21 protein-coding genes are annotated in these 23,521 nt (G+C 60.4%); 10 read left to right on the top strand and 11 right to left on the bottom strand.

Annotated elements, in window-relative coordinates; genetic code table 11:
* Positions 1 to 40: 40 nt before the first annotated feature.
* Entirely contained in the window at positions 41 to 607 is a 567-nt protein-coding gene (folE, locus tag KY494_RS19000; RefSeq protein WP_035822985.1) for a GTP cyclohydrolase I FolE, read from the bottom strand.
* 74 nt (positions 608 to 681) lie between these two features.
* Positions 682 to 1,521 carry an NAD(+) diphosphatase gene (gene nudC, locus KY494_RS18995; protein ID WP_219887848.1) on the bottom strand — a complete coding sequence of 280 codons (840 nt, stop codon included), beginning with the start codon at positions 1,519 to 1,521 and terminating at the stop codon, positions 682 to 684.
* Positions 1,522 to 1,814: 293 nt separating this feature from the next.
* Here nudC and KY494_RS18990 point away from each other — a divergent pair, with 293 nt between their 5' ends.
* The 6 genes from KY494_RS18990 to KY494_RS18965 all read left to right on the top strand — a co-directional run bounded on the left by KY494_RS18990 (position 1,815) and on the right by KY494_RS18965 (position 11,016).
* Positions 1,815 to 4,148, top strand: a complete 2,334-nt coding sequence (locus tag KY494_RS18990; protein WP_219887847.1) for a catecholate siderophore receptor Fiu — start codon at positions 1,815 to 1,817, stop codon at positions 4,146 to 4,148.
* Positions 4,149 to 4,522: 374 nt separating this feature from the next.
* Complete coding sequence (locus tag KY494_RS18985) at positions 4,523 to 5,836, top strand: dicarboxylate/amino acid:cation symporter (RefSeq protein ID WP_219135815.1); 1,314 nt, start codon at positions 4,523 to 4,525, stop codon at positions 5,834 to 5,836.
* 108 nt (positions 5,837 to 5,944) lie between these two features.
* Positions 5,945 to 6,937: a porin gene (locus KY494_RS18980; protein ID WP_219887846.1), complete on the top strand. Its 993-nt coding sequence runs from the start codon at positions 5,945 to 5,947 to the stop codon at positions 6,935 to 6,937.
* A gap of 109 nt (positions 6,938 to 7,046) precedes the next feature.
* Positions 7,047 to 8,954, top strand: coding sequence for an ATP-binding protein (locus tag KY494_RS18975; RefSeq protein WP_219887845.1), 1,908 nt, complete (start codon positions 7,047 to 7,049; stop codon positions 8,952 to 8,954).
* Positions 8,947 to 10,290: a sigma-54 dependent transcriptional regulator gene (locus KY494_RS18970; RefSeq protein WP_219887844.1), complete on the top strand. Its 1,344-nt coding sequence runs from the start codon at positions 8,947 to 8,949 to the stop codon at positions 10,288 to 10,290. Before KY494_RS18975 ends, KY494_RS18970 begins: the two co-directional genes overlap by 8 nt.
* 90 nt (positions 10,291 to 10,380) lie before the next feature.
* Positions 10,381 to 11,016 carry a hypothetical protein gene (locus KY494_RS18965; RefSeq protein WP_219887843.1) on the top strand — a complete coding sequence of 212 codons (636 nt, stop codon included), beginning with the start codon at positions 10,381 to 10,383 and terminating at the stop codon, positions 11,014 to 11,016.
* A gap of 6 nt (positions 11,017 to 11,022) precedes the next feature.
* On the opposite strand, the gene KY494_RS18960 is transcribed toward KY494_RS18965, so the two are convergent.
* Complete coding sequence (locus KY494_RS18960) at positions 11,023 to 11,766, bottom strand: metallophosphoesterase (protein WP_219887842.1); 744 nt, start codon at positions 11,764 to 11,766, stop codon at positions 11,023 to 11,025.
* A 228-nt stretch (positions 11,767 to 11,994) separates the two neighbouring features.
* Between KY494_RS18960 and KY494_RS18955 the strand changes: the two genes are divergently transcribed.
* Entirely contained in the window at positions 11,995 to 12,843 is an 849-nt protein-coding gene (locus KY494_RS18955) for an OprO/OprP family phosphate-selective porin (RefSeq protein ID WP_219135821.1), read from the top strand.
* Between the two features lie 6 nt (positions 12,844 to 12,849).
* Here the strand turns inward: KY494_RS18955 and KY494_RS18950 are convergent, their stop codons facing one another.
* Entirely contained in the window at positions 12,850 to 13,359 is a 510-nt protein-coding gene (locus tag KY494_RS18950) for a GNAT family N-acetyltransferase (RefSeq protein ID WP_219887841.1), read from the bottom strand.
* Positions 13,360 to 13,615: 256 nt separating this feature from the next.
* On the opposite strand from KY494_RS18950, the gene KY494_RS18945 reads away from it, so the two are divergent.
* Both KY494_RS18945 and KY494_RS18940 read left to right on the top strand, forming a co-directional pair.
* A complete protein-coding gene (locus tag KY494_RS18945; RefSeq protein ID WP_219887840.1) occupies positions 13,616 to 14,542 on the top strand; it encodes an ABC transporter ATP-binding protein in 927 nt (308 codons plus the stop codon).
* 9 nt (positions 14,543 to 14,551) lie between these two features.
* A complete protein-coding gene (locus tag KY494_RS18940) occupies positions 14,552 to 18,133 on the top strand; it encodes a M1 family aminopeptidase (RefSeq protein ID WP_219887839.1) in 3,582 nt (1,193 codons plus the stop codon).
* Positions 18,134 to 18,220: 87 nt separating this feature from the next.
* Here KY494_RS18940 and KY494_RS18935 read toward each other — a convergent pair whose 3' ends face one another.
* The gene (locus tag KY494_RS18935; RefSeq protein WP_219887838.1) at positions 18,221 to 18,646 is read right to left on the bottom strand and encodes a hypothetical protein; all 426 of its coding nucleotides are present in this window, start codon (positions 18,644 to 18,646) and stop codon (positions 18,221 to 18,223) included.
* Positions 18,647 to 18,742: 96 nt separating this feature from the next.
* Positions 18,743 to 19,015, bottom strand: a complete 273-nt coding sequence (locus tag KY494_RS18930) for a hypothetical protein (protein ID WP_219887837.1) — start codon at positions 19,013 to 19,015, stop codon at positions 18,743 to 18,745.
* Between KY494_RS18930 and KY494_RS18925 the strand changes: the two genes are divergently transcribed.
* Positions 19,016 to 19,432, top strand: coding sequence for a hypothetical protein (locus tag KY494_RS18925; protein WP_219887836.1), 417 nt, complete (start codon positions 19,016 to 19,018; stop codon positions 19,430 to 19,432).
* 20 nt (positions 19,433 to 19,452) lie between these two features.
* On the opposite strand, the gene KY494_RS29825 is transcribed toward KY494_RS18925, so the two are convergent.
* From KY494_RS29825 to ssb, 5 genes are all read right to left on the bottom strand, one after another.
* Positions 19,453 to 20,259 (bottom strand): hypothetical protein, encoded by an 807-nt coding sequence (locus KY494_RS29825; protein ID WP_258194326.1) that lies wholly within the window; start codon positions 20,257 to 20,259, stop codon positions 19,453 to 19,455.
* Positions 20,260 to 20,265: 6 nt separating this feature from the next.
* Positions 20,266 to 20,694: a hypothetical protein gene (locus KY494_RS29820; RefSeq protein ID WP_258194325.1), complete on the bottom strand. Its 429-nt coding sequence runs from the start codon at positions 20,692 to 20,694 to the stop codon at positions 20,266 to 20,268.
* Positions 20,694 to 21,059 (bottom strand): EamA family transporter, encoded by a 366-nt coding sequence (locus KY494_RS18915; protein ID WP_219887835.1) that lies wholly within the window; start codon positions 21,057 to 21,059, stop codon positions 20,694 to 20,696. The genes KY494_RS29820 and KY494_RS18915 overlap by 1 nt, the downstream gene beginning before the upstream one ends.
* The gene (locus tag KY494_RS18910) at positions 21,056 to 22,507 is read right to left on the bottom strand and encodes a UbiA family prenyltransferase (RefSeq protein WP_258194324.1); all 1,452 of its coding nucleotides are present in this window, start codon (positions 22,505 to 22,507) and stop codon (positions 21,056 to 21,058) included. Before KY494_RS18910 ends, KY494_RS18915 begins: the two co-directional genes overlap by 4 nt.
* Positions 22,508 to 22,730: 223 nt before the next feature.
* Positions 22,731 to 23,249 (bottom strand): single-stranded DNA-binding protein, encoded by a 519-nt coding sequence (gene ssb, locus KY494_RS18905; protein ID WP_071075050.1) that lies wholly within the window; start codon positions 23,247 to 23,249, stop codon positions 22,731 to 22,733.
* Between the last annotated feature and the right edge of the window lie 272 nt (positions 23,250 to 23,521).

Below are 23,521 nucleotides of genomic sequence, written 5' to 3'. Positions count from 1 at the left end.
CGGCATCAGCCGCCTTCGTCCTGCATCGTCGCCGAAATAATCAAACTTCGCGCGCCAGGGCCAAAAATTCCGTGCGCAGCGCCAGGTTCGGCTGCATCTCGCCCAGCATCGCCGAGGTGATGGTTTCTTCGCCCGGCGTGCGGATGCCGCGGCTTTCCATGCACAGGTGACGGCAGCGTACGACCACGCCCACCGATTTCGGTTCCAGCACTTCCATCAGGGCATTGGCGATCTGCATCGTCATGCGCTCCTGCACTTGCAGGCGCTTGGAGAAGCAATCGACCAGGCGCGTCAATTTCGACAAGCCGACGATCTTGCCGTTGGGCACGTAACCGATGGTGGCCTTGCCAAAGAACGGCGCCAGATGGTGTTCGCAATGGCTGTAGACTGGGATGCCGCGCACGACGATCAGCTCGTTGTACTGTTCCGCGCCATCTTCAAAGGCTTTCAGCAAGTCCACCGGGTCCTGGCCATAGCCGGACGTCCAGTGCTTCCACGCCTTGGCCACGCGCGCCGGCGTTTCCAGCAGGCCAGGACGCTGCGGGTCTTCGCCAAAGCTGCTGATCAGCCGGCGCCAGTCGTTTTCGGAGAATTCTTCTTGAGACATGCTACACCACCCTAAAATTTTCAATTGCCGCCAGTATATAGAAAATGCGGCAAGCTGCCTGAGCAGCCCCCGCTTTACGACACTGCCGGCGGACGGTGCGCGCCGACCAGCAGCGCCGAGATCGACACGCTGGAACTCGCTTCCGGCCAGGCATCGCCGGGGCCGAACCAGCGCGCCTCGGCGATCTCGTTCTCGTCCAGACGGATCTCGCCGTCGAGGTAATCGGCCGTAAACGCAATCATCAGCGAATGGGGAAACGGCCAGGACTGGCTCATGAAGTACTGCAAGTTATGCACGCGCAAGCCCACCTCTTCCATCACTTCGCGGTGCACGGCTTCCTCGATCGATTCGCCCGCTTCCAGGAAACCGGCTAGCGGGCTGAAGCGCTGCGATGGCGAGTTTTTATGCATGGCCAGCAGCACCTGGTCGCCCTTGCGTATCAGCACCATCATGGCCGGCGAGATGCGCGGATACGCGAGCATGCCGCAGGCGGCGCACGTAAAACAGCGTTCGCCGCGCGTGCGCTGCATGGGCGTGGCGCACACGCCGCAATGGCGGTGCGTGCGCGCCCACTCGGCCAGCTGCACAGCGCGGCTGGCCAGGCCCAGGAAGCCATCGTCGACGGCGTTGAACAGCGAACGCATGCCGTGATACGCCAAGCCGCTATCGGCGGGCAACAGCTCGTCATCTGTCCAGACCGTCTGGCAATAGCGGCCTTGCCACAGGCCCACGGGCTGGGCGCGACTCAGCTCGATATCGAGCGCGGCCGCCTCGGCGGCCGTGGGCAAGGTCAGCCCGGGCGTACGCAACAATAAACGCCCGCGGTGAAAGACAAACGTCAGCGTCTCGGTGGCGGCCGGGGCCGGTTCGGGCACGTCGATCAGGGGAACAAAGGCATCGGGAGTCTGGAGCATGCTGGAGGTCGCTTGTAAAGGTTGCTCATCATACTCCCGCCGCCGGACGCTTGCGCGCATAGCAGCGGCGGGGCCGCAAAGCAAGCATTCATGCGCCATGCGCGTATTTTTTTTGCGGCACGCCCAATCCGTTGCGTAAACGATACTGATAACGATTCTCATTTACGAAATAGCGCCCAGTTATTACAATACCGCCTATTCCGTCTCCATCGCCAGCCACTTGCCCGCGTGCCCAAGCACAGCGGCGCAGAGCCAGCCAGGAACCACCACCCTGAACTTATCGAGAGAGCAAGATGGCAATCAAGAGCCGCAAACACGCCCCAACCCGTTTCAACCAGCACATCGGCGCCGCCCTGGCCGTGATGCTGCTGCCCGTCGCCGCTCAGGCGGCCGACCCGGCCGGCCAAAGTGCCCCGGCATCGCAGCAAACCCTGAACGAAATCAAGGTCGTGGGCTCCAAGGAAAATGATTTCAAGGCCGAAAAAGCCTCGTCGCCGAAATACACGGAAGAGCTGGTCAATACGCCGCAAACCATCGTCGTGATCAAGAAGGAATTGATCGAACAGCAAGGCGCGCTGACCCTGACGGATGCGCTGCGCAACACGCCAGGCGTCGGTACCTTCTTCCTCGGCGAAAACGGCAACACGAACACGGGCGATGCCGTCTACATGCGCGGCTTCGATGCCTCGGGCAGCATCTATGTCGATGGCGTGCGCGACGTGGGTTCCATCTCGCGCGACGTCTTCAACATCGAACAGATCGATGTACTGAAGGGCCCGGCGGGCACGGACAGCGGCCGCGGTTCGCCCACCGGTTCGATCAACCTGGTCAGCAAGACGGCCAGCATGGAAAACAAATTCAACTCTCTGCTGACGGTGGGCAGCGGCAAGCAGAAACGCGCCACGGCCGACTGGAACCGCATCCTCGACAGCGACTCGGGCACGGCCTTGCGCCTGAACCTGATGACGCAGGACAGCGGCAACCCGGCGCGCGATGAAGTCACCAACAAGCGCTGGGCCTTCGCGCCTACCGTCACCTTCGGCATCGGCAAGCCGACGCGCATCACCGCCAGCTACCTGCACGTGGATCAAAACAACGTACCCGACGGCTTCGTGCCGACCATCGGCTTGCCAGGCTACTCGGCGCCGGACGTCGCCACGAAAGAGAAACCGGTGGTGCGCACCTTCCTGAACAGCGCGGCGCGGGTCGATCCAAAGAATTTCTACGGTTCCACCGCGGACCACGACAAGGTCAAGGCCGACATGGGCACCTTGCGCATCGACCATGATTTTTCGCCTACGCTGCAACTGCAAAACACCACGCGCTACGGCAAGACCAAGCAGGATTACCTGCTGACGGCCTTCATGGGCAGCATGGACAACCTGAAGACGCCGGTCGTCACCGATCCGTCGACCTGGACCCTGGCGCGCTCGCTGCGCACCGTGAAGGACCAGGAAAACACGATCCTGACCAACCAGACCGTCGTCAGCGCACAGTTCGACACGGGCGTGCTGAAACACTCCGTGGTGGCCGGCGCCGAGTTCACCAGCGAAAAACAGACCAACTACGGCTATGTGCCTGCCAGCCTGGGCACCTTGCCGGACGCCAATCTGTACCACCCGAACCCGCGCGACCCCGTCACCGGCTACCAGCCCGTGCGCAGCGGCGCCTTCACCGAAGGCGAAGTCAACACGCAAAGCGCATATGTCTTTGACACCATCAAGTTCGGCGACAAGTGGATCTTCAATGGCGGCGTGCGCTTCGACCACTTCAACACCACCTATGACGCCGTCACCCTGCAAACAGCCGTCAAGTCGCCGGCGGTACAGCCATTGCCAGTGGGCACACCAATTCCCACTCACCTGACCCTGAGCGACACCCTGGCCAACGGCAAGATCTCGGCCCTGTACAAGCCGACGCCGGACAGCAGCGTGTACGCCTTGCTGGCCACGTCGAAGGCGCCACCGGGTACCAACTTCGCCCTGAGCACGGGCGCCAGCAGCGCGCAAAACCCGAACTATGACCCACAAGAAACCACCACCAAGGAAATCGGCACCAAGTGGGACTTCCTGAAGCAAAAACTGTCGCTGTCGGCCGCCGTCTACCAGACCACCGTCAAGAATGAAGTGGAACAGGATCCTGTCATCTCGACCATTTATTACCAGACCGGCAAGAAGCGCGTGCAAGGCGTCGAGATCGGCATGGTGGGCGAGATCATGCCGAACTGGCTGGTCAGCGCCGGCTACACGCGCATGAATACCAAGGTCGAGTCGGGCAAGGTCGTCACGGCCAGCGGCATCAATAACCTCAGCTACACGCCTAAACAGGCGTTCACCAGCTGGACTTCGTACACCCTGCCGTTTGGCCTGAAGATCGGTGGCGGCGCGCGTTACGTGGGTGAAATGTTGCGCGGCACCGATGGCGCCGTCGGCACGCCGGCCCGCGTGGATGCCTACTGGGTCTTCGACGCCATGGCAACCTACACCGTCAACAAGAACCTCGACTTGCAGTTGAACGCCTACAACCTGGCCGACAAGACCTATGTGGCGGCCATCAACAAGTCCGGCTTCCGCTACACCCCGGGCCAGCCCCGTTCGTTCAGCCTGACGGCCAATATCAAGTTCTAAACACGCATTGCGCTATTTCAAGCCCCTCTTCGGAGGGGCTTTTTTATTGTCCTGATAATCTTGTCTTTTTGCCGTACCGCCACCCTGCCGCGACTAGCGTATGAAAAGTCATACAGCGATAGCCCGCCGCGTCCAATATTTCGCGCAAGCGTGCAAAATTGCGACATCTAAGCAACAAAAAAGCTTCCTTAAATCAACAACTTAAGAAGTTAGGTCGCAAATTCCCATTTCAGGCATATCCTTTGCTATGTACAGGTTTTGCTGCAAATAATCGCTGGCACGCAAAGGCTTGTTTTTGAGAAATACTGACTCCAAGCTTGAGTTGCTCGCTATCAATAATCCGCTCACAGCGGCGTTTCACCGGAGGAGTCAAAATGAAAAAGAAACGGCCATTAACCCTGTACATCCTGATTGCCATGATCCTCGGCATTGCCGTGGGCTATGGATGCAACACCGCCTTCCCTGATGCCAAGCTCAGCGCTCAGATCGCTGGCAATATTTCCATCGTCACCGACGTCTTCCTGCGCCTGATCAAGATGATCATCGCGCTGCTGGTGTTCTCCACCCTGACGGTCGGTATCGCCCACATGGGCGACGGCAAGACGGCGGGCCGCATCGGCTTGAAAGCCATGTGCTGGTTCGTCGTCGCCTCGCTGGTCTCGCTGGCGCTGGGCATGGTGCTGTCGAACCTGATGCAACTGGGTACCAACCTGGGCCTGCCACTGCCGGACGTACACGCTTCGACCAATTTGAAAACGGCCGCCTTCACCTTGAAAGATTTCTTCACGCACCTGGTGCCGAAGTCGCCGATCGAGGCCATGGCCAACAATGAAATCCTGCAAGTGCTGGTATTCTCGATCTTCTTCGGCGGCGCACTGGCCGGCCTGGGCGAATCGGGCAAGACCCTGACGGCCGTCGTCGACCAGCTGGCACAAGTCATGCTGCGCATCACCGGCACCATCATGAACCTGGCCCCGCTGGCCGTGTTCGCCGCCATGGCCTCCGTCATCACCACCCACGGCCTGGGCGTGCTGGTCACGTTTGCCAAATTCATGGGCGGTTTCTACCTGGGCCTGCTGTGCCTGTGGACCCTGCTGATCGGCGCCGGCTTCGTCGTCATCGGCCCGCGCATCTTCAAGCTCGTCGGCCTGATCCGCGAACCATTCCTGCTGGCATTCTCGACGGCCAGCTCGGAAGCAGCGTATCCAAAACTGCTGACGGCGCTCGACCAGTTCGGCGTGGACCGCAAGATTTCCAGTTTTGTGTTGCCAATGGGCTACTCCTTCAATCTCGATGGCTCGATGATGTACTGCACCTTCGCCGTGCTGTTCATCGCGCAAGCCTACGGTATCGACCTGTCGATCGGCACGCAGATCACCATGCTGCTGCTGCTGATGCTGACCTCGAAAGGCATGGCCGGCGTGCCGCGCGCCTCGCTGGTGGTGATTGCCGCGACCCTGAACCAATTCAATATCCCGGAAGCGGGCTTGCTGCTGCTGATGGGTGTCGACCAATTCCTCGACATGGGCCGTTCGGCCACCAACGCGGTCGGCAATGCCGTCGCCACGGCCGTCGTCGCCAAGTGGGAAGGTGGCCTGGCCACCGAGGAAGAAGCCGCCGCGGCCAACGCCGCCAACCAGAACACGGAAAGCCATTGGGGCGAAGCGGATCACGCTAGCAAAGCCTGATAGCGCCATGGCCCGCCACAAGCGGGCCATTTATTTGTTGTCCATGTTGAGTAACAAGCAGTCAGGTAGTGCGATCAGTAGTCATTCCAACTTATTAGAGAGATTTTCATGAAAAAAGTCCTGTTTACCCTGCTGACCCTTGGCGTAGCCTCCACCGGCGCCATGGCCCAATCGAGCGTCACCATGTATGGCGTGGCTGACGCCGGCCTGGTGTTCGACAAGGATGCGGCTGGAAACCGCCTGAACCGCGTCGCTTCCGGCGTCGCTTCCGGCTCGCGCATCGGCTTCAAGGGCAAGGAAGACCTGGGTGGTGGCCTGGCCGCCATTTTCGTGCTGGAAAGTGGTTTCAATATCGATACCGGCACCTCGGGCCAGGGCGGCCGGCTGTTCGGCCGCCAGTCGTACGTCGGCCTGACCGGCAACGCCGGCGCCGTCACCTTGGGTCGCCAATACACGCCGTACTACCTGGCCCTGCGCGACGTGGCCGATCCGTTCGTCATCGGCCTGGCCGGCACGGCGTCGAACATTATGGCGACGAATTATCGCATCGACAACATGGTGCAATACAGCACGCCGACCTGGAGCAAGCTGTCGGCCGACCTGGCGTATGGCTTTGGCGAAGTGGCCGGCGATAATGCGAAAAACCGCAGCATGGGCGGCGCCGTGCACTACATCGACGGTCCGCTGAACGTGACCCTGACGCACCACCGCCAGGAAAATCCGCTGGCGACCCAGCAAACGCGCAACACCCTGCTGGCCACGCGCTACGACTTTGGCGTCGTGCAAGGCAACTTCGGCTACGCCGACAACCGCGCCCTGGACAACAGCAAGAGCAACGACATCCTGGTCGGCTTCAGCGCCCCGTTCGGCGCCACCAAGCTGGTCGCGTCGTACATCCGCCACAACGACAAGAGCAACCTGAACCGTGACGCCCAGCAGTGGGCCATCGGCGCGTTCTACGCCCTGTCCAAGCGCAGCGACCTGTACACAGGTTACGGCCACATCACGAACAAGAACGGCGCCACTTACAAGGTTGGCAATGCCACCGACGATGGCACCGGCAACAGCGGTTTCAACCTGGGCATGCGTCATACATTCTGATCGCGGCTAGTTACAGCGCAGGCCGCCGGATGCATGTCCGGCGGCTTTTTTATTTCCGCGATTACTTAAATGCGATACTGTGGGTTCTTGCAAGTTGGCAGCTGATTTTATGAATAGCAGTAGTAAACCCTCCCTTTCCTGGCGCCAGCGCCTGGCGCAACGGTCGGGCCGCGAAACGCTGGCCTGGGGCGTGGTGCTGGCCGCCTGCCTGACGACCGTCTGGCTCGTGTATTTCTGGACGGAGCGCATCGCCATCGGCAAGCTGCAGGCGAGCGGCGTACAGCGCCTGGAAGTGTATGTCAGCAGCCTGGAAAATGCGCTGGAGAAATACGACTTCCTGCCCAAGACGCTGGAGCTGAACCGCGACGTGATCCGCCTGCTGCAGCAACCGGAAGACCCGGTGCTGGTCGATACGGTCAACCATTACCTGGAGCAGATGAATGCCCAGGCGAAATCGTCGACCATTTTCATCAGCAACCTCGACGGCAACACGCGGGCCGCCAGCAACTGGCAGGGGCCCGACAGCTTTATTGGCGACAATATCTCGTTCCGCCCGTATGCCCAGGACGCCCTGCGGGGCACGCCGGGACGTTTTTATGGCGTCGGCACGACGCGGCTCGAGCCCGGCTACTTCTTTGCCCATGGCATCTACCAGAATGGCCACATGCTGGGCCTGGCAACGGTGAAGGTGAACCTGGAAACCCTGGAAAAACGCTGGGTGCAAGGCGCCGACAAGGTGATGCTGGCCGACGAGCACGGCGTGATCTTCCTCAGTTCCATGGCCGACTGGAAATACAAGACCCTGGCGCCGCTGTCGCCCGCCATCGTTGAGGAACTCAACCGCACGCGCCAGTATTACTCGAAGCAGCTGGAAGCCATCCCCTTCGTCTCGGACCGCCAGCTGGGCAATGGCGCGCGCGTGATCAGCGTGCGCGAGCAGGAACACGCCGACACGCCACCGAAGATCAGCTCCAGCGTGATGACGCAGATCAAGCTCAAGTCGCCGCAAGGCTGGACTTTCATTTACCTGTCCGACCTGGCACAGGCGAAAGCCAGCGCGCGCGCGGCGGCCGCCTTCTCTTGCGTGCTGCTGGGCTTTTTCATGCTGCTGTTCTTTTACCTGCGCCAGCGCCGCGCAGCCGTGGCGCAAAAACTGCGCGCCCGCGAAGACTTGCAACATGCCTACGACAACCTGGAAGCCATGGTCGAGGAACGCACCTCGGAACTCAATGCCATGACGCAAAGCCTGAGCCAGGAAATCGAGGTGCGCAGCAAGGCCGAGCAAAAGCTCCACATCACGCAAAACGAATTGTTTCAAGCAGGTAAGATGGCCGTGCTGGGACAAATGTCGGCCAGCATCACGCATGAGCTCAACCAGCCACTGACGGCGCTGCGCACCATGTCCGACAATGCCGTCATCCTGCTCGAGCGGGGACGGCTCGACGATGCGCGGCGCAACCTGGCGAAGATCTCGCAAATTGCGGCCAGGATGGGGACCATTACGGGTCAATTGAAGATTTTTGCGCGCAAATCGACGACCAGCCTGACCTCCGTCTCGATACCCACGGCGATCAGCAATGCCCTGTTCCTGGTCGAGCGCCGCCTGCAGGTGGAAAATGTGCGTTTCACTTTGCAACTGCCGCCCGAAGACATCTTCGCCATGTGCGAAAGCAACCGCCTGGAGCAGGTGCTGGTGAACCTGTACGCGAATGCGCTCGACGCCATGAACGGCAGCGACGTGCGCAGCCTGCGCGTGGCCGTCGAATGCACGCCGGAGCACGTGCTGATCCATGTGGCCGACACGGGGCCGGGCCTGTCGACGGAAGTGTACGAACACCTGTTCGAACCGTTCTTCACGACCAAGCCGCAAGGACTGGGACTGGGCCTGGGCCTGGCCATTTCCGAACAGATCACGCGCCAGTTCGGCGGCATGCTGCGCGCCGAAAACGCCCCCGGCGGCGGCGCCATCTTCACCATCGAACTACAGATTGCAACGCAGGAGGAAAAACATGTTTGACGGCTTGAAGGTCTTGCTGGTCGAAGACGACCCCACCGTACGCGAAGGCAGCGAGCAGGCACTGCAGCTGGCCGGCCTGGACGTGCTGGCCTTCCACTCGGCCGAGCTGGCCTATAAACTGCTGACGCCGGATTTCCCCGGCATCGTCGTCAGCGACGTGCGCCTGCCCGGCATGAGCGGCCTGGAATTGCTGCAAGCGGTCAAGACGCTCGATGCCAACCTGCCCGTGATCCTCGTCACGGGCCACGGCGACATCACGATGGCCGTGCACGCCATGCGCACGGGCGCCTACGATTTCATCGAAAAGCCGTATTCGTCCGAGCAACTGGTCGACGTCATCCTGCGCGCGCTGGAAACACGGCGGCTGACGCTGGAAGTGCACAGCCTGCGCCGCCAGTTGGAAGACGGCGGTGGCATCGAGGCGCGCTTATTGGGTAATTCCGTGGCGATGCGCGACATACGGCGTTTGATACTCGACGTTGCCGACGAACCGGCCGACGTACTGATCTATGGCGACACGGGTACGGGCAAGGAAATGGTGGCCCGCTGCCTGCACGACTTCAGCCACCGCCGCAAGCACAACTTTGTCGCCGTCAACTGCGGCGCGATTCCCGAAAGCATATTCGAAAGCGAAGTCTTCGGCCACGAACCGGGCGCATTCACGGGCGCGGCCAAGCGGCAGGTGGGCAAGATCGAGCACGCGGACCACGGCACTTTTTTCCTCGACGAAATCGAAAGCCTGCCCCTGTCCCTGCAAGTCAAATTGCTGCGCGTGCTGCAGGAACGCTATATCGAACGCCTGGGCTCGAACGTGCCCACGCCCGTCGACGTGCGCGTCATCGCGGCGGCCAAGTTGGATCTGGAAGAACTGTCGCAGCAGCAGAAATTCCGCAGCGACCTGTACTACCGCCTGAATCTGATCGTGCTGCATTTGCCGCCCTTGCGCGAACGGCGCGAAGACATTCCCATCCTGTTCGAGCACTTCGTGCTGGCCGCCGCCGCCCGCTACAACCGCGCCGCGCCCGTGGTGTCGAGCGCACAGATGCGCAACCTGATGGCCCATTCCTGGCCCGGCAATGTGCGCGAACTGCGCAATATCGCCGACCGCTTCGTGCTCGGTATCGCCAGCGGCGCTTCGAGCCTGCTGGCGGGCAATCAGGCCAGCCCCCTGTCGCTGGCGGAGCAGGTGAACGGCTTCGAACGCGCGCTGATTGAACAGGAACTGCGCGCATATTCCGGCAACGTCAGCGAAGTGAGCACGGTGCTCGGCTTGCCGAAACAGACCTTGTATCACAAGATGCAGAAGTACAACCTGGTGGCGGAAGAGTTCCGCTAAGGTAAGGCACGGTGGCAAGCTTATCAAAAAGAGCAGCAATATATTGCCGTATGGTATATATTATTTCTTTTTGATAATTTCTTTAAACCAATGAAAAAACCTGCTTTCCTTTTTTCCCTCTTGCTCAGCGCCACCAGCTTTGCCCAGGATATCGCCACCACCGAAGCACCCGCTGCCGCTGTAGAGGTAGCGAGCGCGCCAACGGCACCGGCAATATCCACCGTCAGCCGTCTGCGCCTGTTCGGCCAGAATGGCGCCACCGCCTTCCTGTACCGCGACAGCAGCTGCATCCGCGGCATGTTCAGCGATGGCGTGGAAAAGGCCAGCGGCGGCATGAGCTCCGCGTTCGGCTCCTTCATCGGCAGCGTCAGCAATACCAGCCTGGGCATCGCCGAGACGGAAACGTCGAAAAACCTGTCGCGCAAAGATGGGATTTTCTCGAAAGCCTATTTCCGCGAATATGAAGTTCCAGCCGACAAGCCAAGTAGCCTGCGTATTGGCTTCCGGGACGTTTCGCCATTTTATGTGGTCAACGGCATCAACTATGAAACCGTCTCGCCCAGCTGCAGTGGCGACATCACCTTCACGCCGCGCGCCGGCGAGGATTACGAAGCGGCTTTCTCATGGGAAGGCAAGCGCTGCAGCATCAGCATCAACCAGGTGATCGCCAGGGAAGGCAAGACGGAACTGGTGCCCGTGCCCGTCACCCGCGCGCCGAGCTGCTAAGCAACATCAGGCGGCGCCGACGAATCCCGTGCGCAAGGGCGTGACCCAGTCGGGCCGGCCGTTGGCCAGCGCCAGCCGCGCCGCCTTGTCCCAGTCATACTCGACCGCATGCAACTGCGCCGTCCAGGCACCGTTCGCGCCCTGCTCGGCGATGGCGTAGCGCGCGTGCGGCGTGCCGTTCTCCATCACGTGCGGATAGCCGTGATCGTCATCGTAGGCCTGCAAGCCCACGCTGCCAGGATTGAGAACCAGCCGCCCATCGTCCAGGCGCAACATGCGCGGCATGTGCGTGTGGCCGCACAGGATCAGGGCCGCGTCGGCCGTCCCGGCCCGTTCCGCCACATCCTGCGGCGTGGCGGCGCGGCTGCCTTGCGGCGTGACGCTGTCGAGAAAATACACGAGGTCGCTTGTCGGCGTGCCGTGCACGAGCAGCACGTCCTTGCGCAAGCGCAAGGTGGCCGGCAGCGCGTCCATCCACGCGAGTTGCTCGGGCAACAGTTGCGCGCGCGCAAAGGCGTCCGACGCGCCCATGCGGGCCGGGTCGCCCAGCAACTGGCGCTCATGGTTGCCACGGATGGTGGGCAGGTCCAGCGCCATCAGCCGCGCCGCCGTGGCGCGCGGCTGCAGATGGCCCGAGACGATATCGCCGAGGTTGACGGTCAGGTCCACGCCCCGTTGCGCGATGTCGGCCAGCACGGCCTCGAGCGCGTCGAGGTTGCCGTGGATATCGGAAATGGCGGCGATTCTCATGCGGTGTCTCCTCCTTGTGCACACCATTCTGCCCGCGTCCCGCGTTGCAGGCAATGCCGGGATGTGTACCAGCTGTTACACACGGTAGGACAAATCCGACGGGAATTTGCGCCGTGCGGCTACGTAATCCAAAAGTAACAATTGCTACCATTTCCTCATTGCACTGTTGCCCAGCGTGGACCACCCATGCGTCGCGACAGTTTTCACTTTATCTTGAGGAGTTGTCCCATGGTTGTTACGTCCGTCCCCGCCCGCCTGTCCCCACTCCGTTTTCAGCATCTCGCCTTGCGCGGCGCCATGATGCTGGGTGTGCTGGGCATGGCCACGGCGGCCGCCACGGCGCGGGCCGAGCCATCGCCCACGCTGGACCGTGTCAGCATCTCGGTGGGCGCATTTTCCGCCGATCCGCGCATCAATATCGGCGCCGACACGCAGTTTGGCCGTATCGACGCGCCCGAATCGAAGCAAAGCCACACGACCATCCCGCGCATCAAGGCGGATTTGCTGATCGGCGACCGCCATGGCCTGGCATTCGACTACTACCGCTACGACAAATCCTACACGCCAAGCTTGACGGGCGAGACCATCATCAATGGCCAGCCCGTCACGGGCACGGCCACGGCGAATGCGGATCTGAAGCTGGACCTGGCCAAGCTGGCCTATAAATGGTGGCTGGGCAGCGGCAACGACACCTTCGGCATCGGCCTGGGCGCCGCCTACTACCATGCCAACCTGAACGGCACGGCCACCGGCGTCGTCAATGGCGAAACGGCCACGGCGCGCGATTCCATCGGCGAGCATGCGTTTGCGCCGCTGCTGGAAGTGGGCTGGCGCCACGCCTTCACGCCGGACTTGCGCATGTATGCGGAAGCGTCGGGCATCAAGAAAAATGGCGGGCGCATCAACGGTCACATCTACGGCGGCAATGTCGGCGTGGAATGGTTTCCGTTCAAGAACATCGGATTCGTGGCCGATTACGGCATCTCGAAAATCAAGCTGCACCGCGACAGCGAACGCGATGCCGACTTGAACATTCGCCTGACGGGACCGTCGGCGTATGTGAAAGTACGCTTCTAAACGCGCTCAGGCCGCCGGTTTCAGCAAGGTCAGCTGGAACTGCGGCAAGGCCGGATCATCGTACGCCTCGACCCTGGCAAACGGCAGGCGCGCAAACGCCTGCCGCCAGAACGCGCAGGCAGCGGTATCGTCGCGAAACGTTGCCACCAGCCACGTCCGCCCGCTGTCCAGCAGCACCCTGCGCACCACTTCCAGCGCCACGCCCCGGCGACGGTATTGCTTCAGAATAAAAAAGTCGCTGAACTCCTGCACCGCCAGCCCGCCCGCCATGCCAGGCTCCGTGAGGAAAAAGCCCGCCAGTTCGCCGTCGACCTCGATCCAGCTGGCCGTGTGGCCGGCTGCATGCACATACGACGCCAGCCCCGCATCGCACACGTCGTAGCGGCCATCGGCCAGCAGCGCCTCACAGCTCCAGGCGGCATTGTCATAACAGTACAGTTGAAACAGCCGCGCCAGTGCCTCCTCTTCGCCTGGGGCAATGGCGCGCAAGGCGATGATCTTGTCTATGGCATGCATGAAAACTTTCCTCCGCGGTGGCGTCGATCCAGTGCACGATGGTATCACCGTCACTCATCCCCGCCTGGGGCATTTCATGCCCGTCTTTCCACCTCCGGTCGCAAAAAGCTTACTTTTTTTCTAATTGCTTATATATTATTGCCTTTAAGTAACATCCGCCATCGCGGTTGACCGAAAACAAGGGTGACCCCCTTGCACAGACCGGCAGACAGGTATCTGCCGGCTTTTTAGACCCAAGCTCTGGAGAGTGCTGCACATGCTATCGATCAAACAGCTGAACAAAACATATGCCAATGGCGTCAAGGCCATCAACGATGTCAGCCTGGAGATTCCCAACGGAATGTTCGGCTTGCTGGGACCTAATGGCGCAGGCAAGTCCTCGCTGATGCGGACCATTGCCACCTTGCAAGATCCCGACAGCGGCAGCATCCATTTCGATGGCCTCGATGTGCTCAAGGACAAGGCCGGCTTGCGCCGCCAGCTCGGCTATTTGCCGCAGGATTTCGGCGTCTATCCGAAGGTCAGCGCGGAAACCTTGCTCAACCACTTTGCCGTCCTGAAAGGTTTGACAGAAAAGGGCCCGCGCAAGGAAGCCGTGGAAGCCTTGCTGCAGCAAACCAATCTGTGGGAAGCGCGCAAGCGCAACCTGGGCACGTATTCGGGCGGCATGCGCCAGCGCTTCGGCATCGCCCAGGCCCTGCTGGGCGCACCGCGCCTGGTGATCGTCGATGAGCCCACTGCCGGCCTGGACCCGGACGAACGCAACCGCTTCCTGAACCTGCTGGCGAAGATCGGCGAGCAAGTGGTGGTGATTCTGTCGACGCACATCGTCGACGACGTGACGGACCTGTGCCCGCGCATGGCCATGATCGTCAAGGGACAGGTGCTGGTGCAGGGCGAGCCGCAGGCGGCCATCGATACCTTGCACGGCAAGGTCTGGCGCCGCAGTGTCACGACGGAAGAACTGACGCAGTACCAGCAAACCCTGAACGTGCTGTCGACGCGCCTGGTGGGCGGCAAGCCGCAAATCAACGTGTATGCCGACAGCCAGCCCGACAGCGGCTTCGTGCAGATCGCCGCCGATCTGGAAGACGTGTATTTCCTGCACGTGCGCAACGCTGCCCGCCACAGCGCCGCCGCTCCCGCTGCCGCACCGGCCACCTCCGCCGCCGTGGCAGCGTAAGGGGCCGCCATGTGGAAGGAATTTTTCAAGTTTGACCTCGTCTATCAGCTGAAACAGCCGCTGCTGTGGGTCTTTGCAATCATCATGGCCCTGATGGCCTTTGGCGCCACCACCAGCGACTCGGTGCAGATCGGTGGCGCCATCGGCAACATCAACCGCAACGCTCCCACGGTGGTGGCGCAGATGCTGGGCATCTTCAGCCTGCTGGCGATGTTTCTCGTCACCGTCTTCATCGCCGGCGCCGTGCTGCGCGACAGCGAAGTGGGCATGGCCGACATGCTGTTCGCCACGCCCATGCGCAAGTGGGATTACCTGTTCGGCCGCTTCGCCGCCGGCTTTGTCGCCTGCCTGGTGATCTTCGTCGCCATTGCCCTGGCCACCATGCTCGGCCCCGTCATGCCCTGGGTCGATGCGCAGCGCGTGGGCGCGTTCTCGCTGCAGGCGTATGCCTGGAGCTTCGCCGTCATCGTGATCCCCAACCTGCTCTTCATCGGCGCCCTGCTGATGCTGCTGGCGGCCACCACGCGTTCGATGATGCTCGTGTACGTGGGCGTGCTGGGCTTTTTCGTGCTGTGGGCCATGGCCGGGGTGTTTACGCGCGACATCAACAATGAATGGTATGCCGTGCTGCTCGACCCCTTCGGCGTGCGCGCCTTTGGCCGCATGACGCGCTACTTCACGGCCGCCGAGTCGAATGCCAGCCTGCCGCCACTGTCCGGTTTCCTGCTGGCCAACCGCTTGCTGTGGCTGGGCATCACCGTCGTGCTGTTTGCCGCCACCGTTATCCTCTTCAAGCCGCAGCGCACGGGCACGGGCAAGCGCCTGTTCGGCAAGCACAAGACGCCTGCGACCGCGCCGGCCGTCACCGCGCCGCTGCACCTGCCGCGCAGCATTCCCACCTTTACCCCGGCAACGGCCTGGCGCCAGTGGTGGCAGATCCTGCGCTTCGATGCCGCCGGCGTGTTCAAGAGCGTGCCCTTCCTCGTCATGCTGCTGTTCGGCATCATCAACCTGATCGCCGGCTCCAGCGTGGGCAAGAACATGTACGGCACGGCCGTGTATCCGATGACCCATTTGATGCTGCAAAGTATCAACAACAGCTTCAGCTTCCTGTTGATCATCATCGTCACCTTTTATGCGGGTGAGCTGATCTTCAAGGAGCGCCAGGTCAAGATCGCCGACGTCAGCGATGCCATGCCCGTACCCGGCTGGGTGCCCCTGCTGGCCAAGTGCACGGCCCTGGTCGGCGTCATCGCCGGCTACCTGCTGGTGGGCGTCATCACCGCCATCGGTTTCCAACTCGTCAAGGGCGGCGCGCCCGTGGAACTGGGCCTGTACCTGAAAGGCACCCTGCTCGGTTCCCTCTTCTTCGTGTTGATGGGATTGTGCGCCCTCACCCTGCAAGTGCTGTCGAATAACAAGTTCATCGGCTACCTGCTGGTGATCCTGCTGATGGTGGCGCAAGCCGTGCTGGGCATGCTGCACCTGGAACACAATCTGTACGCCTTCGGCGGCACGCCGGCCATCAAGTATTCAGACATGAATGGCTATGGCCACTTCCTGACGGGCTGGGCCTGGTTCTCTCTGTACTGGAGCCTGTTTACCGTGGCGCTCATCATGCTGGCCCGTGCGTTCTGGGTACGCGGCCTGTCCGTCGACTGGCGCGCGCGCGTGCGCCTGGCCCGCCAGCGCCTGCAAGGCCGCGCCGGCGCCGCCCTGGCCGTGGTCGTGCTGTGCTGGGCAGGCACGGGCGGCTGGATCTTCTACAACACGAACGTGCTGAACAAGTACGAGACGTCGGACATCGGCATGGACAAGCAAGCCCGCTACGAGAAATTGTACAAGCAATACAAGGGCTTGCCGCAGCTGAAGATCACCGACGTCCAGGCCGATGTGGATATCTATCCTGAGCAACGCAAGGTGTTGATCAAGGGCCACTACGTGCTGCAAAACAAGACGCAGCAGCCACTCGACACCCTGCGCATCCAGCTCAACCCGGACCTGGAAACGCACTGGTTGAACTTGCCTGAGCACAAGGTCGCGCTCGACGACAAGGAACTCGGCTTCAGCATCCTCAAGCTGGCGCAACCGCTGGCACCGGGCGCCACCCTGCCGCTGGACTTCACGGTGGCCGTCACGCATCAGGGTTTCACCAACGACGGCGCGCCGGACCAGGTCAACCTGAACGGCAGCTTCTTCAACAACCAGGCCTTCTTCCCCCACTTCGGCTACGCGAAGGAAATGGAGTTGACGGACCGCAATGAGCGCCGCAAACGGGGCCTGGGCGAACCGCAGCGCATGGCCAAGCTGGAAGACAGTTCCGCGTATGGCAATACGGTGTTGGGCGGCGATGCCGACTGGATCCATTTCGACACGACGGTTTCCACCAGCGGCGAGCAGATCGCCCTGGCGCCTGGTTACCTGCAGGCAAGCTGGGAAAAGGATGGCCGCCGCTATTACCGCTACAAGATGGACCAGCCGATGATGCCGTTCTTTGCCTACCTGTCGGCCCGCTGGGAAGTCAAAAAAGGCGACTGGCATGGCGTGCCGATCGAAATTTACTTTAATAAAAAGCATGGCTACAACACGGACCGCATGATTACCTCCGTGCAAAAGTCGCTCGATTACTACACCACCCAGTTCACGCCCTACCAGCACAAGCAGGTGCGCATCCTGGAGTTTCCGGGCTACCAGAGCTTCGCGCAGTCGTTTGCCAATACGATTCCGTATTCGGAAGGCATCGGCTTCATCGCCGACCTGCGCGACAAGGATGACATCGACTACGTGTTCTACGTCACGGCGCATGAAATGGCGCACCAGTGGTGGGGCCACCAGGTAATCGGCGCCAACGTACAGGGCGCCAGCATGCTGATGGAATCGCTGGCGCAGTACTCGGCGCTGATGGTGATGGAAAAGGAATATGGCCGCGAAAAAATGCGCCGCTTCCTGCGCTATGAACTGGACCGCTACCTGAGCGGGCGCGGCGGCGAAGCCATCGAGGAACAGCCGCTGGCGCGCGTGGAAGGACAGCAATACATCCACTACAACAAAGGCAGCCTGGTGTTCTACCGCCTGCGCGACGAGCTCGGCGAGGAGGCCCTGAACCGTGCCCTGAAACGCTATCTGCAAGACAAGGGCTATCAGCAGGCGCCGTTCACCACGTCGTCGGAATTGCTCGCCTACATCCGCGCCGAAGCGCCGCAGGACAAGCAGGCGCTGATCACGGACCTGTTCGAGAAGATCGTCTTCTACGACAACCGCGTGACGCAAGCGTCGGCCGTGCAGCGCAAGGATGGCCAGTGGGATGTCACCCTGCAGCTGCACCTGGCCAAGCTGGAGTCCGACGGCAAGGGCAAGGAAAGCGCGCGCGTCTATGACGAGCCGGTGGAAATCGCCATCTTCGCGCGCGCGCCTGGCGCCAAGGAAAAGGATGAAAAAGTCCTGTTCACGGACAAGCGCATGGTGTCGGGCAGCGACCCGGTACTCACCATCACCGTGAAGGACAAACCGTTCGACGTGGGTGTTGATCCGTACAACAAGATGATCGACCGCGTCCCGCGCGATAACCGCAAGGAAATCACGTTCAATTAAGGCTTCAAGGTGCTTGATGCAACGCAAACAGGCCACGCTATCGGTGATAGCGCGGCCTGTTTTTTTTGCGGCGGATGGGAAATTTTTTCAGGCCAGCAAATAAATCTGCCGCAGCGCACATCCCACCTGCACCAGACAGAACAGCATGGCGACGAGCAATAGCCCAAAATGGCATTTTAAAAAGACATCCAATTTTTCCCGGCTGGCCGCGGGCAGTACGGCGACCGTTTTAAAACGCAGGCCTTTTCCTGCCAATAGCAACAGCACTATGCTCACTGGAAAAGATTGCAAAAAAATATGTCCAGGATACAAAGTCCATGCCAGTCCGAGCAGGATGGAAATCAAGGCAAGTACATCGCACAAGAGAAATACATATTTTCTTTTTTGAAAATCCGCCAACGGTGCAAGCAGCCAGCCCTTTTTCTTTCCGAATATGCGTTCCAAAACCAACCATTGTGCCCCTGAGGAATCGACAGCTATATGCATTACAAGGTTTTTCTTCAATTGAGCCAAAAGACGTTTTCTGCGTACCAACGGCCGAAATATGCTCAGGTCAGATGCGTATTCATCCCATGTCTGAATTACATGCCATGAAGCTCCTGATAAAATTTATCTATAGAAACATTGCAAACAATATACCATTACATAAACAATCGCCAAAATAATTTTAATAGTGAAATAAACAATCACAAAGCGATTCTTCTCCTTATGCAAAAACATCATAACCATATTCGCATTTTGTTTTACCAGAACTGAGGCATGGAGAGACGCGCCATCGGCACCATGAGGTGGCACTGCGGTACAGGCAAAACGCGAAGCCTGGCGTAAGATGGGCGGCATCACCATCGCCTGGCTTTTATCCACGTTGAAAGGGAATGTCATATGCCGCGTCGTCCACTGTCCCTCCGCGCCAGCCTGCTGCTGGCGGCCCTCGTTTTCACCACGCCCGCCTGGAGCGCCGATCCTGTCCACAAGGAAAACGTCGAATTGACGGCAGGCAAGAGCGCGCACAGCGTGAAAGGCAAGATCAAGGGCTACGCCACGGCCGAGTACACGGTCACTGGCAAGGCCGGCCAGACCCTCAGCGTCAAGCTGAAAACCAATCAGCCATCGAATTACTTCAATATCCGCCAGCCAGGCCAGGAAGAAGCCCTGTTCATCGGCTCGGCCAGCGGCAACAGTTACCAGGCGAAACTGCCGGCCGATGGCGAGTACACGGTGCAGGTGTATTTGATGCGCAACGCGGCGCGCAGGAATGCGGTGGCGAATTACAGCCTGGAGATGCGGCTGCGCGATTGAGTCTCCGGCAGCATGACAGCTTATCTGGCCCGATTCGCCGCCGGGGGGCGGGCGGCCACCAGTGATTCAAGCACCAGGCCCGCCATCACTGCCAGGACCGGCATGATGGGTTCACGGTATCGGAATATCACGTAAAACAACATGTGAACGCCGGTGTAGCACGCAAGCGCCAGCCAGAGCAGGGCGACCTGCCGATTTCTGAGCCGTGGAATCAGCAGCGTCCCAATTGCAGCGGCAAGCAGGAGCAGGAACTGTAGCGCCCACAAGAGACGAACCAGCTTTTCTGCCGGCGACGGATCTCCTTTGCCCTCATGGAAGGGCGGCGTCCAGAAGTAAGCCGCTTTCTTCACGGCCAACGTCAGGAACGCTGTTGGATGGGCCTGCACCCAAGAAATAGCTTCCTGTTTCAAGGTCTCGGAGGCCTGGACTTCTCCCGTTTTCCGAAGGGCATCCCAGGTAGGGCCACGTGGTGTCTCCGAGATGGAAACAAACATGCCTGTCGCAGCCGGGTTGTTACCCAAATACAGATTGAAGCCGCCATTGGTGTTCAAGACAGGTGCGCCTATCACTTGCATGTTCCTGAGCAGCCATGGGCCAGACATCACCAACGCAACTGACAGCGCGAGCATGGCCATGCTTAGCCGCTGAGCCATCGATGCGGGAGACAGCAGCAACGCCAAGGCAAGGACCGCCAGCAATGACAAGGCAGCATTGCCAGTCAATGCCAGCAGACCCAAGAGTGCCCCGCAGCCGATCGCCACTGTATTCGAGGGCTGACGCGCCAATCTCAGTGCGCACCACATGACCCCCAGCATCAGGGGAATCATCAAGTTTTACTTGGCCAGATACATCCCATAGATGGCGTTCGGAAGGTATAGCGCCCAGGCGAGTGCGGCGATGAGACGCCCCAACCTGCCTGCGCCCGCTTCCTTGGCCAGCAGATAGCACAGGATGATTGCCACCACTCCCAGGAACATGTTTACCAGGCGAACCGCCAGGAGGTCTTCGCCAAAGAGGAAAAAGACAGGGGCGAGAATAAACAAGGAATAGCCCGCGTTATACATCGCATGGTTGCCCATGCTGTCGACAATTCCGTGTCCGCCAAGCAAGTTGAGCGCCATACTCCTGTAGACAAGTTCATCGCTTTCTGGCACATGCTGGAAGTAGGCCATCGCCGCAACCCTCAGGGCAAAACCGAGGCCTGCGATGATTGCCAGCCACAGCCAATCTTGCTGTTGTTGGGTATCAGATTTGTCATTCATCAACTCCTCCCCACCAACAGCACCCCTGCACAAATCAGCGCCACGCCAATCACACGGGGCATGCTTATCTGCTCGCCTAGCAGATAAGCGATTGGCAGGGTGAGCACGAATCCCAGTCCCACCAGGGGATAGGCCTTGCTCACATCCCATTGCGACAGCACGCCAAGCCAGGCCAGCGCTCCCAGGCCATACAGGAGGAAGCCCCCCAGAACATACTTGTCCGTGAGGATATTAATGAGGGTCATGACGGACTTGGGCTCTGCCATCATTGCCTTCACCCCGGCACCGGACATGCCGGTCTTCAATGAGAACTGCGCCATGAGGGATAGCGCAATGCTCAGGATGGCAATGCAGAGCGTTTTCATGGGTAGCTACCCAATACGAGGAAATGCGCTCCCAGCATGATGGCCACCATGGCGCAGACGGTCATGCGGCTAGCGTGGTCCTTGAGGGCGTAAATCACCGGGTCATCGTGCATTTCACCCCGCGATGTTTTCACCCACAGGCGCGCAAGCCAGTAAATCAATCCCAGGGCGACTAGCCACAGCATCTGCGGGGTGCCATAACGCCCCTGCGTTTCCGGCGCATTGATGAACAGCCCGAACACCACCACGGCAGAGAGGGCCGCCCCGCCCCCCAGAGGCCACAACACCGCCAGGTCGGTCACCCGGTAATCCCGTCCACGCGTGGCTGCCTTGCCATTCTCTTCCAGGGTGAGCAGCTCCGCACAGCGCTTCACCAGGGCGAGGCTGAGGAACATGAAGACCGAGAAAGCCAACAACCAGGAACTGGTGGCGGTACCAATGGCAACCGAACCTGCCAGGATGCGCAAGGTATACAACAGGGATAGCATGAGCACGTCAATCAGCACGTATTCCTTGAGCACCCAGCTATACGCGCTGGTCAGCACGAGGTAAAGCAGGAGCATCAGGAGGAAGGCATGGGACACCGAGAAGGCCAGAACGAGGGCCAGGAGCAACGCCGCCGCCGCCACGACCAGGCCCTTCAGAATCGACAGGCGGGCACTGGCAAAAGGGCGCAGCCGCTTGCGGGGGTGTGCCCTGTCGCTTTCCAGGTCCCACAGGTCGTTGACCATGTAGGTGGCGGAGGCCGCCAGGGAGAAAGCCATGAAGGCCACGGCCATGGTGAGCATCTTGCCCAGGTCGAGGAAGGAGAATGCCGTCAGCAGGGGGACGAACAGCAACAGATTCTTTAACCACTGGTGGACACGCAGGGCTTTCATCCACACGCCAGGCCCGCCGCGCTCACCCGGAAACTCGCGTTCGATCGGGACATGCCGTCGGACGGTCTGGCCCGTACGCCAGGCGACATCGACCAGCACCGCCGCCTTGGCGGCTTGCCAGATGGGGACATCTGCCTTGCTGTCGCCAGCATACACAAAGCATGGCCCTACCTGCTCCTGAATGGCTTGCAGCTTGGCCCTGCCCTTGAGGTTGTGACCGGCTTGCGTCGCCAGCACCTTGTCAAACAGGCCCAGGTGCCTGGCCACGTTGCAGGCAATCGAATGGTGGGCCGCCGTCGCCAGGACAATCATGCGGCCCTTCCGCTTTTCCTCGCGCAGGTAATCCAGCAGGGACGCACGGTAAGGGAGGCCTTCGCCCGAGATGCTGGCACGCGCCGCAATGGCTTCCTTGAAGCCTGCCCGCCCTCGCATGAGCCAGAACGGCATGCGGAGCAAATTGAGCGGAGATTGCTTCACCACCTTGACGACCGATTCAAGCAGGGTATCGGTTGGCGTCAGCGTGCCGTCAAGATCGACAACCAGGGGCGCTTTGGTCGAAATAGCCACCATGGTCTCCCTATTCTGGTGTGGCATTGCAGATGGCGTGCTGAGAGCAGTCCTTAAATTATAGGGGGGGCCATGATGGCGATCACCAACATAGATCAAGGAAGAGAGCGGTTATCCGCTTGAACTGAAGGCCGGTAGCACCGAAAAGAGACCCAAACATCCAATAAAAACGCCTCGCAAATCAAAGATTCGCGAGGCGTTGTTTACAGATGAGCCGTATTGCGTCTTAGAACGGAATATCGTCATCCATATCCGAGAAGTTCGGTGCTGGCTTCGGTGCCGGGCGTGGTGCCGGGGCCGGAGCTGGACGCGGGGCTGGCGCCTGGCGCGGGGCCGGGGCGTCGTAGCCGCCGCCACCGCCACCACCGCCGTAGCTGTCATCGCCACCGCCGGCGTCGCCGCCCATGCCGGAGCGACCGCCCAGCATTTGCATCTGTTCCGCGATGATGTCGGTTGCGTACTTCTCGACGCCGTCCTTGTCCGTGTATTTACGGGTTTGCAGACGGCCTTCGACGTAGACGGACGAGCCTTTTTTCAGGTATTGGCCGACGATTTCCGCCAGGCGGCCGAAGAACGAGATACGGTGCCACTCTGTCAATTCTTTTTGTTCGCCCGTATTGCGGTCCTTCGATTTGTACGAAGTGGCCACGGCGATGTTGGCGATCGCGTCGCCGCTAGGCATGTAGCGGATTTCCGGGTCACGGCCCAGATTGCCGACGATGATGACTTTGTTGACTGATGCCATGAATAACTCCTGATGAACTGCAGCGGGAGCCGGTGTCCCGCGCGTTAGTTTAGTGTGCTAAACGAGGATTATAAGCGACCACGCGGCGCAAAGCACACGCTTTCTGGCGGACGCCCTCTCCCGTGCGGCAGCACGTTTTTTTCACGGCAGGTGAAAACAAGAAACTTGAATACTGGTATTATATACAGTGTTTAAACGTCTGCACGCATCTGTATCAAACTTTGTCGGGGCACGTTCGCCTAGCGGCGCAATCCGCCCATGAACGCCTCAGG

It is taken from the genome of Janthinobacterium sp. PAMC25594 (assembly GCF_019443505.1).
GTDB lineage: Bacteria > Pseudomonadota > Gammaproteobacteria > Burkholderiales > Burkholderiaceae_D > Janthinobacterium.
This window is presented reverse-complemented; position numbering and strand designations above follow the sequence as displayed.